General features: G+C 66.4%; 14 protein-coding genes. 8 read left to right on the top strand and 6 right to left on the bottom strand.

The genetic code is table 11. The annotated features are described in order from the left end of the window. Window position 1: 1 nt before the first annotated feature. Both AWR35_RS08025 and groL read left to right on the top strand, forming a co-directional pair. Complete coding sequence (locus tag AWR35_RS08025; RefSeq protein ID WP_058575431.1) at window positions 2-292, top strand: co-chaperone GroES; 291 nt, start codon at window positions 2-4, stop codon at window positions 290-292. 61 nt (window positions 293-353) lie between these two features. Further along, window positions 354-1,997 (top strand): chaperonin GroEL, encoded by a 1,644-nt coding sequence (groL, locus tag AWR35_RS08020; protein WP_058575430.1) that lies wholly within the window; start codon window positions 354-356, stop codon window positions 1,995-1,997. Between the two features lie 136 nt (window positions 1,998-2,133). On the opposite strand, the gene AWR35_RS08015 is transcribed toward groL, so the two are convergent. The 3 genes from AWR35_RS08015 to AWR35_RS08005 all read right to left on the bottom strand — a co-directional run bounded on the left by AWR35_RS08015 (window position 2,134) and on the right by AWR35_RS08005 (window position 3,931). Next, window positions 2,134-2,451 carry a hypothetical protein gene (locus AWR35_RS08015; protein WP_058575429.1) on the bottom strand — a complete coding sequence of 106 codons (318 nt, stop codon included), beginning with the start codon at window positions 2,449-2,451 and terminating at the stop codon, window positions 2,134-2,136. Window positions 2,452-2,526: 75 nt separating this feature from the next. Further along, the gene (locus AWR35_RS08010; protein ID WP_058575428.1) at window positions 2,527-3,276 is read right to left on the bottom strand and encodes a molybdopterin-dependent oxidoreductase; all 750 of its coding nucleotides are present in this window, start codon (window positions 3,274-3,276) and stop codon (window positions 2,527-2,529) included. Window positions 3,277-3,289: 13 nt separating this feature from the next. Continuing rightward, window positions 3,290-3,931, bottom strand: a complete 642-nt coding sequence (locus tag AWR35_RS08005; protein WP_058575427.1) for a cytochrome b/b6 domain-containing protein — start codon at window positions 3,929-3,931, stop codon at window positions 3,290-3,292. Window positions 3,932-4,146: 215 nt separating this feature from the next. Between AWR35_RS08005 and AWR35_RS08000 the strand changes: the two genes are divergently transcribed. Both AWR35_RS08000 and AWR35_RS07995 read left to right on the top strand, forming a co-directional pair. Next, window positions 4,147-4,680 carry a sigma-70 family RNA polymerase sigma factor gene (locus tag AWR35_RS08000; RefSeq protein WP_231723579.1) on the top strand — a complete coding sequence of 178 codons (534 nt, stop codon included), beginning with the start codon at window positions 4,147-4,149 and terminating at the stop codon, window positions 4,678-4,680. 20 nt (window positions 4,681-4,700) lie between these two features. After that, window positions 4,701-5,345: a DUF1109 domain-containing protein gene (locus tag AWR35_RS07995; protein ID WP_058575425.1), complete on the top strand. Its 645-nt coding sequence runs from the start codon at window positions 4,701-4,703 to the stop codon at window positions 5,343-5,345. A gap of 79 nt (window positions 5,346-5,424) precedes the next feature. Here the strand turns inward: AWR35_RS07995 and AWR35_RS07990 are convergent, their stop codons facing one another. Both AWR35_RS07990 and AWR35_RS07985 read right to left on the bottom strand, forming a co-directional pair. After that, the gene (locus tag AWR35_RS07990; RefSeq protein WP_231723578.1) at window positions 5,425-5,967 is read right to left on the bottom strand and encodes a TIGR00645 family protein; all 543 of its coding nucleotides are present in this window, start codon (window positions 5,965-5,967) and stop codon (window positions 5,425-5,427) included. Between the two features lie 92 nt (window positions 5,968-6,059). Then, on the bottom strand, window positions 6,060-7,037 hold the full coding sequence (locus tag AWR35_RS07985) for a complex I NDUFA9 subunit family protein (protein ID WP_058575424.1): 978 nt from the start codon (window positions 7,035-7,037) through the stop codon (window positions 6,060-6,062). A 105-nt stretch (window positions 7,038-7,142) separates the two neighbouring features. Here AWR35_RS07985 and hemG point away from each other — a divergent pair, with 105 nt between their 5' ends. After that, window positions 7,143-8,561 (top strand): protoporphyrinogen oxidase, encoded by a 1,419-nt coding sequence (gene hemG / locus AWR35_RS07980; RefSeq protein WP_066185119.1) that lies wholly within the window; start codon window positions 7,143-7,145, stop codon window positions 8,559-8,561. A 3-nt stretch (window positions 8,562-8,564) separates the two neighbouring features. Here the strand turns inward: hemG and AWR35_RS07975 are convergent, their stop codons facing one another. After that, window positions 8,565-9,086, bottom strand: coding sequence for an FxsA family protein (locus AWR35_RS07975; protein WP_058575422.1), 522 nt, complete (start codon window positions 9,084-9,086; stop codon window positions 8,565-8,567). A gap of 129 nt (window positions 9,087-9,215) precedes the next feature. Between AWR35_RS07975 and cutA the strand changes: the two genes are divergently transcribed. The 3 genes from cutA (at window position 9,216) to aroQ (ending at window position 12,540) form a co-directional block, all read left to right on the top strand. Beyond that, window positions 9,216-9,551, top strand: coding sequence for a divalent-cation tolerance protein CutA (gene cutA / locus AWR35_RS07970; RefSeq protein WP_058575421.1), 336 nt, complete (start codon window positions 9,216-9,218; stop codon window positions 9,549-9,551). Then, complete coding sequence (dsbD, locus tag AWR35_RS07965) at window positions 9,548-11,860, top strand: protein-disulfide reductase DsbD (RefSeq protein WP_058575420.1); 2,313 nt, start codon at window positions 9,548-9,550, stop codon at window positions 11,858-11,860. The genes cutA and dsbD overlap by 4 nt, the downstream gene beginning before the upstream one ends. Window positions 11,861-12,090: 230 nt before the next feature. Next, complete coding sequence (gene aroQ / locus AWR35_RS07960) at window positions 12,091-12,540, top strand: type II 3-dehydroquinate dehydratase (protein WP_058575419.1); 450 nt, start codon at window positions 12,091-12,093, stop codon at window positions 12,538-12,540. Window positions 12,541-12,567: the final 27 nt, after the last annotated feature.

Below are 12,567 nucleotides of genomic sequence, written 5' to 3'. Positions count from 1 at the left end.
CATGAAAATCCGTCCTTTGCATGATCGTGTGCTGGTAAAGCGCGAAGAAGAAGAACGCAAGACCGCCGCTGGCATCGTCCTGCCGGACTCGGCCACCGAGAAGCCCAACCGTGGCGAGATCGTCGCCGCCGGCCCGGGCAAGTCCAATGACAAGGGCGAAGTCCGCCAGATTGGTGTGAAGGTCGGCGACAAGGTGCTGTTCAGCCAGTACGCCGGCACCAAGGTGAAGGTCGAAGACGAAGAACTGCTGATGATGGGCGAAGACGACATCCTCGCCGTCATCGAAGACTAAATCCCGCGGAAAGTCCTAAGCCTTTCCATCGGAACCGAATAATCCAAGGAGCATATCGAGTATGTCTGCCAAAGAAGTTCGCTTTTCCACCAGCGCCCGCGATCGCATGCTGCGTGGCGTCAACACCCTGGCCGACGCGGTCAAGGTCACCCTGGGCCCGAAGGGTCGTAACGTCGTCATCGAGAAGAGCTTCGGTGCACCGGCCGTGACCAAGGACGGCGTCTCCGTCGCCCGCGAAATCGAACTGGAAGACAAGTTCGAGAACATGGGCGCGCAGATGGTCAAGGAAGTCTCTTCCCAGACCGCCGACGTCGCCGGTGACGGCACCACCACCGCAACCGTTCTGGCCGCCGCCATCGTGCGCGAAGGCGTGAAGGCCGTCGCTGCGGGCATGAACCCGATGGACCTCAAGCGCGGCATCGACCGTGCCGTCGAGGCAGCGGTTACCGAGCTCAAGGAGCTCTCCAAGCCGTGCACCGACAACAAGGCGATCGCCCAGGTTGCCACCATCTCCGCGAACTCCGACAAGAAGGTCGGCGAGATCATCGCCGAGGCCATGGAGCGCGTGGGCAAGGACGGCGTCATCACCGTCGAGGAAGGCTCGGGCTTCGAGGACGAGCTGGACGTGGTCGAGGGCATGCAGTTCGACCGTGGCTACCTCTCGCCGTACTTCGTCAACAACCAGAAGCAGATGCTGGTCGAGCTCGAGGATCCGTACATCCTCATGCACGACAAGAAGATCTCGAACATCCGTGATCTGCTGCCGGCACTGGAAGGCGCGGCCAAGGCCAACAAGCCGCTGCTGATCATCGCCGAGGACATCGAGGGCGAAGCCCTGGCCACGCTGGTCATCAACGCCATGCGCGGCATCGTCAAGGTCGCGGCCGTCAAGGCACCGGGCTTCGGTGACCGCCGCAAGGCCATGCTGCAGGATCTGGCCATCGTCACCGGCGGCCAGGTGATCTCCGACGAAGTCGGCCTGACGCTCGAGAAGGCGACCATGGAAGACATGGGCACCGCCAAGCGCGTCGTGGTCTCCAAGGAGAACACCACGATCATCAACGGCTCGGGCACCAAGGAAGACATCGACGATCGCGTGGCGCAGATCCGCACCCAGATCGAGAACACCTCCTCAGACTACGACAAGGAGAAGCTCCAGGAGCGTATCGCGAAGCTGGCCGGCGGCGTTGCCGTCATCAAGGTCGGCGCCGCGACCGAAGTCGAGATGAAGGAGAAGAAGGACCGCGTCGACGACGCCCTGCACGCAACCCGTGCCGCCGTCGAGGAAGGCATCGTCCCGGGTGGCGGCGTCGCCCTGATCCGTGCGCTGACCAGCCTCGGCGAGCTCAAGGGCGAGAACGTCGACCAGCAGACCGGTATCTCCATCGCCCTGCGCGCCATGGAAGACCCGCTGCGCTTCATCGTCGCCAACTCCGGTGGCGAGCCGTCGGTCGTCGTCCAGGGCGTACGCCAGGGCTCCGGCAACTACGGCTACAACGCCTCCAACGGCGAGTACGGCGACATGGTCGAGATGGGCATCCTGGACCCGACCAAGGTCACCCGTTCCGCCCTGCAGAACGCCGCCTCGGTCGCCGGTCTGATGATCACCACCGAGTGCATGATCGCAGAGATTCCGAGCAAGGACGACGGCGGCGCGCCCCCGGCCGACATGAGCGGCATGGGCGGCATGCCCGGCATGATGTAAGAAACGGGCGACATCTCCGACCACGGTCGGAGACCGCACCGAGAAAACCCCGCTTCGGCGGGGTTTTTTATGCCTGAAAAAAAAGCCCACCGGACCGTGATCGATCCCGACGGGCTTCTCCGGCGCGACGGCGGGCTTACTCGCCCATGCCGTCACCCATCTCGTCGTGGCCCATTTCGCCACCGTCCATGCCATCACGCTCCATCTCGTCGTCCATTGCATCGTCGCCCATTTCGCCCTGGCCCATTTCACCGCCGGACATCTCGTCGCCCATTTCCTCGCGGGACATCTCGCCGCCACCCATCTCGTCGTGGCCCATCTCGCCCATTTCGCCATCCTCGTGGGACATGGCCAGGGTGGTGTAGACGTCGTGTGGCATGGACTCGGCCGCGATGGCGGCGCTGCCCATGGTCATCAGGCCGGCACAGATCATCGATACAGTCATCGTCTTCATGGGAATACCCTCTTTGTCGATTGCTCAATGGCGCATGGCGGAAATGCCATGCCTCAGCGCAGCCGAGCCGGATGCTCAGCTGCCGCCGAACCAGTTGTAGCCCCGGTCCTCCCAGTAGCCGCCGGGGTACGTGTTGGTGACGAAGAGCGCCTCGACGTGCTTGGGGTTCTTGTAGCCAAGCTTGGTCGGCATGCGCAGCTTCAGGGGAAAGCCGTAGCGGGCAGGTAACGTCTGCCCGTCGAAAGTCAGTGCCAGCAGCGTCTGCGGGTGCAGCGCGGTCGGCATGTCGATGCTGGTGTAGTAGCCATCGCCGCAACGGAAGCCGACATACTTGGCCTCCAGATCGGCACCGATGCGTTCCAGGAAGTCCGAGAAGCGCACCCCGCCCCACTTGCCGATCGCGCTCCAGCCCTCGACGCAGATCAGCCGGGTCACCTGGTCGGTCTGCGGCATGGCGCGCAGGTCGGCCAGTGACCACGGGCGCTGGTCGGCGACCAGTCCTCCCACCTGCAACCGGAAGCGCTCGCCGTCGATCTGCGGCACCTCGTGCAGGCGGTAGTAAGCGTTGAACGGAAACGGCCGGGTAATCATCGACTCGGGATAGGTCGGTGCAAGTTGCTCGGGGTCGAACAACCAGGCCTGGACGAGGTCGTTGAAACGCGAGGTCTGCAGCAGGGCCTTTTCCACCAGCGGCTCATCGCTGATCGAGCACCCGCCGAGCAGCGGCAACGCACCCAGCGCCAGCGAGCTGCGCAGGAAACGTCGCCGTTCCGGTTGCTCCGGGCCGGTCCGTGCCCGGCGCATTCGTGTCTGTCGGTCGTTCATGCCGGCTCCTCCCTTATCGGCCACGGATCATGCGCCAGAGCGAACTCGGCACCAGCAGCGCCATCGCCACGTGAATCACCACGAAACCGACCAGCGCGGCCATGGTGAAAAAGTGCACGTAGCGCGCCGCCTCGTAGCCCCCCATCAGCTCGCGAAGCAGCGGGAACTGCACCGATTTCCACAGCACCAGCCCGGAGACCACCAGCAGCACCAGGTCGAGAATCACGAACAGATAGGCCGCCCGCTGCACCGTGTTGTATCGGCGCGGATCGGCATGCGACAGCCGGCCATGAAAGGCGGCCTTCAGATCGGTGGCGAACCCGCGCGGCGAGATCGGGAAGAAGCGGTGCCACAGCCGGCCGGTGCCCGTGTTGACGGCGAGATAGATCAGCCCGTTCGCCACCAGCAGCCACATGGCCGCGAAGTGCCACAGGATGGCGCCGGCCAGCCAGCCACCCAGCGTGATCTCGTCGGGAAAGCGGAAGTCGAACAGCGGCGAGGCGTTGTAGATGCGCCAGCCGCTCATGACCATCAGCACCACCGCCAGCGCATTGAGCCAGTGGGTCAGCCGCAGCCACAACGGATGTACCGGCGGCGGGCGACGCTCGACCTTGCCGGGCCGGATCGATCCGGCCGAGACGCGCGATGCATCCATGGGCGACCTCCTCTGAACGCGGTGACCGAACAATGCCCGACCCTTCACCGCGATGGGCTTACCCTTTCATTCGCCGCCGGGCGACGTTTGGTTACACCGCCCCTCGATGGACCTCGTCTCGCCTAGCCACGGGCCGGCCTACAATGGTTGTCTGACCGAAAGGCGTGTAACCAAACCCATGGTGCGGGCGAATGAATGGGCATGGTGGACGGCAAATGAGCGAGGAAGAGCTGCGAGGGCACCTGCTGGACGGGCTGTCCGGGGATGCTCGTGCCTACCGCGCCTTCCTGCAGGCCACCGGCGACCTGCTGCGGATCTACTTTCGTCGCCGGCTGGGTAGCCTGCCGGACGAGGTGGAAGACCTGGTGCAGGAGTCGCTGCTGGCAATCCACGCCAAGCGCCAGACCTACGACCCGGACCTGCCGGTCACCGCCTGGTGCTACGCAATCGCCCGCTACAAGCTCGCGGACCTGTTACGGCGACGAAACCGGCGCGAGCAGCGCACCGACTCGCTGGACGAGGACACCGCCCGGGAGCCCTGTGCCCCCGAGCACGACGAGATGGCGGGACGGGATCTGGACCAGCTACTGGCGCAATTGCCGCCCCGCCAGCAGGTGGCAATCCGGCACATGAAGCTGGAGGGGATGTCGGTGGCCGAGACGGCCCAACGCACCGGCATGTCCGAATCGGCCGTCAAGGTGGGCGTCCACCGCGGGCTCAAGGCACTGACCCGACTGATCCAGGGATAGGCAACCCCAGGGGAAACCGCATGAAGACCGACGAACTGGTATCACTACTCTCAACCGGCGACGTGGCCGTGCCGCGCCGCGCGCTACCGACCCGGCTGGCATTGGCCACCGCCACCGGCCTGCTGGCAAGCGTGATGCTGATGCTGGGGCTGCTCGGTGTCCGCTCCGACCTCCCCCGGGTGGTCACGGACCCGATGTTCTGGGTCAAGGTCGGCTTTGCCGGCCTGCTGATCGTCGCGGGCCTCGTTGCCACCTGGCGACTGGGCCGCCCGGGCGTGCGCTTGGGACGGCTGCCGCCCTCGACCACCGCCATGCCGGTGCTGCTGCTGTGGCTGCTGGCGATCGCCTCGCTCAGTCAGGCGACGCCAGCGCAGCGCGCCACCCTGCTCCTGGGCGAAACCTGGAGCAGCTGCGCCTTCCTGATCGCCCTGCTGTCCGCGCCGTTATTGGCGAGCACCCTGTGGGCCATGCGCGGCATGGCGCCGACCCGGCTGCGTCTGGCCGGTGCCGCCGCCGGGCTGTTCGCCGGCTCGTTCGCCGCCCTGGTCTACTCGTTGCACTGCCCGGAAATGGCCGCGCCGTTCATCGCCCTGTGGTACCTGCTCGGCGTGAGCATCCCCACGGTCCTGGGTGCCTGGCTGGGACCGCGGCTGTTGCGCTGGTGACGAGCCACGGCATACGCCGCCCTGACGAAAAAACCCCGCCATCCGGCGGGGTTTTCTGTTCGGCACAGGACGCGAGCGGTCAGTGCCCCTTGCCCTGCAGCCGGTCCATCACGGCGTAGAGCACGCCGGAGACGACGAACGTCAGGTGGATGCCCACCATCCAGGCCATGTCGCGGTTGGTGAGGTTCTCGACGTTCATGAACGACTTCAACAGCTCGATACCCGAGATGGCGACGATCGAGCCGATCACCTTGATCTTGAGATCGGTGAAGCCGATGTGGCCCATCCACTCCGGGCGGTCGTGGTGGCTGTGCAGGTCCTCCATCTTCGAGACGAAATTCTCGTAGCCCGAGAAGATGATGATGATCAGCAGGTTCATGATCAGCGCCACGTCCACCAGCGTCAGCACGCCGATGATGATCTCCGACTCGCTCAGCGAGAAGGCATGGCTGAGCAGATGCCAGAGTTCGGAGCCGAACTTCACCAGCAGGATCAGCATCGCGCCGACCAGCCCCAGGTAGACCGGCGCCATGATCCAGCGGCTGCCGAACAGGAAGTGCTCGAAATAGTGCTCGGCGTTGCTCGAACGCCTCTCGGGAGGAGTGGGGGTTTCCGATTCCACGGGGGACCTCGATTCAGACATCAGACGGATGGCATCCCGTCGGCCCGGTCATCCGGGGCCGGTCGGGAGCGCCTATCCTACCACCGCGCCGATCAGGCGTCCGTGGAGAGATAGCCCGGCGCGATGTCCTCGAGGCGGCTGGGTTCGCGCCGGCAGTCGGGCTCGCAGATATTGGGCCGCTGCAGCGAGGCGAGATTGTCGCGACTGAAGGGCTTGCCGGGCAGCCACTCCATCACGCGCGCCTGCAGTCGCGACAGCCAGCCGGGCAGACCGATCACCCAGCGCGGGTGACCGCTGGTCGAAGCCGCGTAGCTGGCCAGCTCACCCAGCGAGTAGTCGTGTGGGCCACAGAGGTCGTAGCGCTCGCCGAACGTGGCCGGATCATCGATCGCCTCGACGTAGCGGCGGGTAACATCGCCGACGTATACCGGCGAGAAACGGGCGCCCGCGCAGGCCAGCGGGAAGACGCCCGGCATCAGCCTCGCCAGGCCGGCGAAGCGATTGAGGAACGAGTCGCCCGGGCCGAAAATCACAGACGGGCGGAAGCTGGTCACCGCGATATCGTGCTTACGGCCGAAACGGTGCACCCAGTTCTCCGCCTTGCCCTTGGTCCGCTGGTAGTGACTGGCACCGTCGTCCTCGTCGGCACCCAGCGCGCTCATGTGCAGGTAGCGCGGCACGCCGGCGTCGGCCGCCGCGCGCAGGGCTGCCTTGGCAAGCTTGATGTGGACGCGTTTGAACCCCTGGCCGTCATTCCCGCTCTCGTTGAGGATGCCGACCAGATTGACCAGCAGGTCGGCCCCTTCGAGCAGTTCAGCCAGCTCCGGCGCCTCGCGGTGGGTGGCAAGGTCCGACTGGGCCGGTCCGTTCATGTCGACCAGCACCACGCTCGGCCACAAGCCCATGTCGCGGTGACGAGCGGCATGGCGACTCGGCACCACGATCTCCCAGCCCATATTGGAAAGCCTCTGGACCAGGTGACGGCCGACAAAGCCGGTCCCGCCCAGCACGACCGCGCGGCGTTGTCCACGCGGGTCGGAGGTCCCACCAACGGCGTGTGATTCGTCCATAACGTCCCTGACAGTCCGACTGCCGAAAATGAGCGAACCGGTAGAGTACACTCGACCCCGCAAACAGACATAGCATTCCCCACCACGGCCATGCCACGAGATGCCATGACAGCAAGCGACCAGCCCGAATCCACCGGGACGCACTCCACGGACACACTGGTAGTCGGCGCCGGCGCCAGCGGACTGGCCACCGCCTTCGCCCTGGCCCGCGAAGGCAAGCGGGTGACCGTCCTCGAGGCCGGCGACCAGCCCGGCGGCAATATCCGCACGCACCGCGACGGCGACTGGCAGATCGAGATCGGCCCCAACACGCTCATGGTCAAGCCGGCGCTGTTCGAGCTCCTGCAGGAGCTCGACCTGACCGACGAGGCCATCTTTGCCGGCGAGGCCGGGAAAAAGCGCTACATTGCCCAGGGCAAGCAGCTGATCTCCCTGCCCACCAATCCGCTGAGCGCACCGTTCAACCCGCTGCTCGGTCCGGGCACGTGGGGGCGTCTGCTGCGCGAACCCTGGGTGCGTCGCGGCCAGCACGAAGAGAGCCTGGCGGATTTCATCCAGCGGCGACTCGGCCGCCACGTGCTCGACAACCTGGTCGACCCGTTCGTCTCGGGTGTCTACGCCGGCGATCCCGCACGCCTGTCCGTGCAGGCCGCCATGCCCAAGCTCGCCGCCATGGAACGCGAGCATGGCTCACTCGTACGCGGCGGGATCGCCGCCATGAAGGCCGCCCGGCGACGCCGCCGCGAAGGCACCGAGACAGTGCCGCGCGAATGGCGCGGCAAGCTGGTGAGCTTCCCCGACGGCATCCAGACCCTGACCGACCGACTCACCGAGCGCATCGAAGCCTCGTCCGGGGGCGAGATCGTCCGCGGTCGGCGGATCGAGTCAGTCAGCCCGTCTGCCGACGGCTGGAAGGCGACCGATGCCGAGGGGCAGCACTGGCAGGCACGCCATCTGGTGCTGGCCACCCCCGCGCACGTCAGTGCCGAACTGCTGCGCCCGCTCGACGCACTGCTGGCCGAGCCGCTCGACGAGATCGTCTACCCGCCGGTCGCCTCGGTCGCGCTGGGCTTCCCCACCGGCATGCTGGCCCATGCCCTGGACGGCTTCGGCGTACTCGTGCCGCGCAACCAGAACCGCCGCACGCTGGGCGCGCTGTTTTCCTCGACCCTGTTCCCGCATCGCGCGCCGGCGGGCCACAAGCTGATCACCGCCTTCATCGGCGGGCGACAGGACCCCGAGGCGACGGAAATGACGGATGGCGAACTGGTGCGGCAGGTATGCCGGGATCTGGGCGACCTGCTCGGCATCGAGGGCGAGCCGGTCTGGCAGCGTGTCAGCCGCTGGCCGAAGGCGATCCCGCAGTACGAACTGGGGCACGAGGCACGCATCCAGCGGCTGGATCAGGCACTGGCCCACCACCCGCAGCTGTCGCTGATCGGTAACTGGCGCGGCGGCATTGCGGTGGGGGATTGCCTGGAGAATGGCCGGACCCTCGCGAAAAGGATCCTGGCCGAGAGCTAGGAATCAGTCACGGTCGTCGTGGTCGAGGTGCCTCGAGGTGCGCGGATCACGGCGAGTGATGTCGTCGGGATCGGCGTCGTAGACATGACCGTCGCCACCGGGGCCATCCGGGCCGAACGGTCCGCGGCCCGGGCCACCCCCCGGGCCGAAACCACCGCGCTCGACCACCACCTGCTGCAGCCGGCCGGCCAGCCAGGCACCGAATGCCAGCCGCCGCAAAAACGGCGTCACCAGCACCAGGCCCAGCACGTCGGTCATGGGCCCCGGCAACAGCAGCATCAGCCCGCCGACGAAATTCGCCGCCACGCCCAGACTGTCGATCTCGCCCCGGCCGGTCTCGGCCATCTCGCGCTGCGCGCGCGCCATGGCATTGGGCCCGGCTGTTCGCATCAGCCATGCACCCCAGATGCCGGTGGCCACGATCCACAGCAGCGTGGCGAGAAAGCCCATGGCGGCGCCCATCGCGATCAGCAGCACCAGCTCGACCAGCGGCAGGAACAGGATGAATCCGGACAGTTTTCGCATGGCGACTCTTGTTGAGAATGGATTTGTTTGCCGACTAACGATCAGAGCGCTAGTCTCTCGGCGGAACTAAACAACGCGCGAGCAACACAAAAGGTGCTCGCGACTTCACCTCCCGCCCGACAGACAGTAATGACGATCGAGCAAAGCACAATAGCACTGGTGATCACCACGCTGGACGACCCGCGCGCCGCCGACGAGCTCAGCGCACGACTGCTGGCCGACGGGCTGATCGCCTGCGTCAACCAGGTCGGCCCGGTCCGCTCTTCCTATCACTGGCAGGGCGAGCTGTGTCACGACGAGGAATACCAGCTCCACATGAAGACCAGTCTCGAGCGCATCGATGATCTCAAGGACGCCATCGAGCGCTACCACCCCTATGACTGCCCCGAAGTGGTCATCCTTTCTGCCGAAAGCAGCCAGTCCTATTCAGAATGGGTCCAACAATGCGTTCAAGCCGCTCAATGATCGCCTCCCCGGCGCGCCTCGCCGCCCTCCTGTTCGCAGCCTTCACCCTGCTCTGGCAGGCCACGGCCATCGCCCAGCCGGAACTGCTGTCGGCCGACGAGGCCTTCGGCGTCGAGGCCAGCGCCGACGACGGTGACATCCGACTCGATTTCCGGGTCACCGAGGGGTATCACCTCTATCAGGACAAGCTCGCGATCCGCGGCGGCGACGGCATCACCCTGGGCGAGCCGGCCCTCCCCGAGGCGGTCATCGACGACGACCCCGTCTTCGGCAAGACACCGGTCTACAAGCAGGACTTTTCCGCCACCGTCCCGGTCACCCAGGGCGGCGAGGCAACCGTCACGGTGGAATACCAGGGCTGCTCGGACATCCACGGCGTCTGCTATCCGCCGGAAACCCGCGAGCTGACCGTCAAGCTGGCCAGCGCGGCTGCCTCCACGCCGGCAAGCGCCGCCGATCGGGACGGCGGAATCAGTCTCGGCGGCTTCGGCGGTCTGGGTGGCAGCAACGAGCCACTCGACCCGGAAAAGGCGTTCCGCCCGGAGGTCACCGCCGATGGGAGTGCGGTGTTCGTCCGTTTCGACATCGTGCCCGAGTACTACCTCTACCGCGGCCGGCTCAAGGCCGCGGTCAGTGACGGCGCCACCATCACGGGCGCCGAGCTGGCCGAGGGCGAGCGCAAGGACGACCCCAACTTCGGCACCGTCTGGGTATTCCACGACCAGCTCGACAGCCGCCTGAACGTCGAGGCCGACGCCCCCTACACGCTGGTGATCGGCTATCAGGGCTGCGCCGACATGGGCCTTTGCTACCCGCCGATGGAGAAGGCCTGGCGCATCGACCCGACCGCGGGCACCGCCGAGCGCCTCGACGCGGTCCCGGACGGCATTGGCGAACCGACCGCCGTCGAGGACCTGCCGCAACTGGCGACGACCGGCACCGCCGACGACACGGCAACCCCGACGGACAGCGGCGAGGCTGCGGTGCCCGCAAGCGGCGGCTCGGAAACCGACCTGATCACCCAGCGTCTGATCGAGGGCACGCCCTGGGCGATCGTGCTGGGCTTCCTGGTCTTCGGCCTGCTGCTGGCCTTCACGCCCTGCGTGTTCCCGATGATCCCGATCCTGTCGGGCATCATCGCCGGCCAGGGCGAGCACCTGACCACGCGCAAGGCCTTCGTCCTCTCGCTGGTCTACGTGCTGGCCATGGCGCTGACCTACACCGTCGCCGGTGTGCTCGCCGGCCTGTTCGGCGCCAACCTGCAGGCGGCCTTCCAGGACCCGTGGGTCCTGACCGCCTTCGCCGCGATCTTCGTCGCGCTGGCCCTGTCGATGTTCGGCTTCTACGAACTGCAGCTGCCCTCGTCGATCCAGTCTCGCATCATGCAGGCGCAGAACCGCCAGCAGGGCGGCACCCTCACCGGGGTGGCGGTAATGGGCTTCCTCTCGGCGCTGATCGTCGGCCCCTGCATGGCCCCGCCGCTGGCCGGCGCCCTGATCTACATCGGCCAGACCGGCGATGCCGTGATCGGCGGCCTGGCGCTGTTCGCGCTCTCGATCGGCATGGGCCTGCCGCTGATCCTCGTGGGCACCGTCGGCGGCAAATACCTGCCCAAGGCCGGCGGCTGGATGGATGCCGTCAAGGCCGTCTTCGGCGTCCTGCTGCTGGGCGTGGCCGTCTGGATGCTGGAGCGCTTCCTGCCGGCGGCGGTGACCCAGCTGATGTGGGCCGTGCTTCTGATCGCCTCGGCGGTCTACATGGGGGCGACCGAATCGCTCAGGGAAGGCGCCTCCGGCTGGCTGCGCCTGTGGAAGTCACTTGGGCTGGTCCTGCTCCTCTGGGGCGTACTGGTCCTGATCGGTGTCGCCGGTGGCGGCAAGGGCACCGTGCTTGCCCCGCTCGCCGGCCTGTCGATCGGCGGCGGCTCGAGCGCGCAGGCCGAGCTGACCTTCCGCCAGATCGACAACGAGGCCGAGCTCGACCAGGCACTGGCCCAGGCGAAGGCCGCCGGCCAGCCGGTAATGCTCGACTTCTACGCCGACTGGTGCATCTCCTGCAAGGAGATGGAGCACAACACCTTCAGCGACCCGCGCGTCATCGAGGCACTCGACGGCTTTCTGGTCCTGCAGGCGGATGTCACCGCCAACAATCAGGAGCACAAGGCCCTGCTGAAGCGCTTCGACCTCTACGGCCCGCCGGGCATCATTTTCTGGGATGACCAGGGCGAGCGGGTCCGCGAGCACTGGGTGGTGGGCTACCAGCCTCCGGAGGAATTCCTGACTCACGTCAGGGCCACCAGCCAGCGCTGACCCGATTGGACGCCCCGCCTACGCGGGGCGTTTTTCGTTGCCCCACCCGCCACGAGCACCCGACACTCGGCCCGAAAGACAAGTTCGTGAAAAATCGGCCAATGGGCAGCGATTGGCAAAAAAATGCGGGGGAAAACGTGACTTCGCGCGCCCCAGCCGGCACAATGCCGGAAAACCAACGCCCCAGCCGGGACAAGGCAGTCCCGACCGGCGACAAGCAGCGAGTTCCCATGAAACGGATCCTGGTACTCAACGGCCCCAATCTCAATCGCCTCGGCTCTCGCGAGCCCGAGCGCTACGGCCGGCTGACCCTTGCCGACATCGGCAGCCGACTCGATCAGGCCGCCCACGGGCGCGGCGTCGCGCTGGAACATTTCCAGAGCAATCACGAGGGCGAAGCCATCGACCGGCTGCATCGCGCCGCCGATGAAGGCATCGACGGAGTGCTGATCAACCCGGGTGCCTGGACCCACACCAGCGTCGCGCTGCGTGACGCGCTGCTAGCGATCGATCGACCCTTTGTCGAGATCCACCTTTCCAACATTCACGCCCGCGAGGCGTTCCGGCAGCACTCCTATTTCTCGGATATCGCCGTCGGCAGCATCGTCGGGCTGGGCGCACTGGGCTACGAACTGGCCCTGACCGCCCTGATCGAACACCTGGACGCCGCGTCCGTCTGACAGACACGAAAAACGCAAGAGACACGC

The organism is Guyparkeria sp. WRN-7, assembly GCF_001641825.1.
Taxonomy (GTDB): Bacteria; Pseudomonadota; Gammaproteobacteria; order Halothiobacillales; family Halothiobacillaceae; genus Guyparkeria.
This window is presented reverse-complemented; position numbering and strand designations above follow the sequence as displayed.

Coding starts and splice junctions, on each gene's coding strand:
- AWR35_RS08005 (WP_058575427.1), bottom strand. CDS start 3,931: ATGGATGCATCGCGCGTCTCGGCCGGATCGATCCGGCCCGGCAAGGTC.
- hemG (WP_066185119.1), top strand. CDS start 7,143: ATGACAGCAAGCGACCAGCCCGAATCCACCGGGACGCACTCCACGGAC.
- cutA (WP_058575421.1), top strand. CDS start 9,216: ATGACGATCGAGCAAAGCACAATAGCACTGGTGATCACCACGCTGGAC.
- AWR35_RS08000 (WP_231723579.1), top strand. CDS start 4,147: ATGAGCGAGGAAGAGCTGCGAGGGCACCTGCTGGACGGGCTGTCCGGG.
- AWR35_RS07985 (WP_058575424.1), bottom strand. CDS start 7,037: ATGGACGAATCACACGCCGTTGGTGGGACCTCCGACCCGCGTGGACAA.
- AWR35_RS08015 (WP_058575429.1), bottom strand. CDS start 2,451: ATGAAGACGATGACTGTATCGATGATCTGTGCCGGCCTGATGACCATG.
- AWR35_RS08025 (WP_058575431.1), top strand. CDS start 2: ATGAAAATCCGTCCTTTGCATGATCGTGTGCTGGTAAAGCGCGAAGAA.
- AWR35_RS08010 (WP_058575428.1), bottom strand. CDS start 3,276: ATGAACGACCGACAGACACGAATGCGCCGGGCACGGACCGGCCCGGAG.
- aroQ (WP_058575419.1), top strand. CDS start 12,091: ATGAAACGGATCCTGGTACTCAACGGCCCCAATCTCAATCGCCTCGGC.
- AWR35_RS07975 (WP_058575422.1), bottom strand. CDS start 9,086: ATGCGAAAACTGTCCGGATTCATCCTGTTCCTGCCGCTGGTCGAGCTG.
- AWR35_RS07995 (WP_058575425.1), top strand. CDS start 4,701: ATGAAGACCGACGAACTGGTATCACTACTCTCAACCGGCGACGTGGCC.
- dsbD (WP_058575420.1), top strand. CDS start 9,548: ATGATCGCCTCCCCGGCGCGCCTCGCCGCCCTCCTGTTCGCAGCCTTC.
- groL (WP_058575430.1), top strand. CDS start 354: ATGTCTGCCAAAGAAGTTCGCTTTTCCACCAGCGCCCGCGATCGCATG.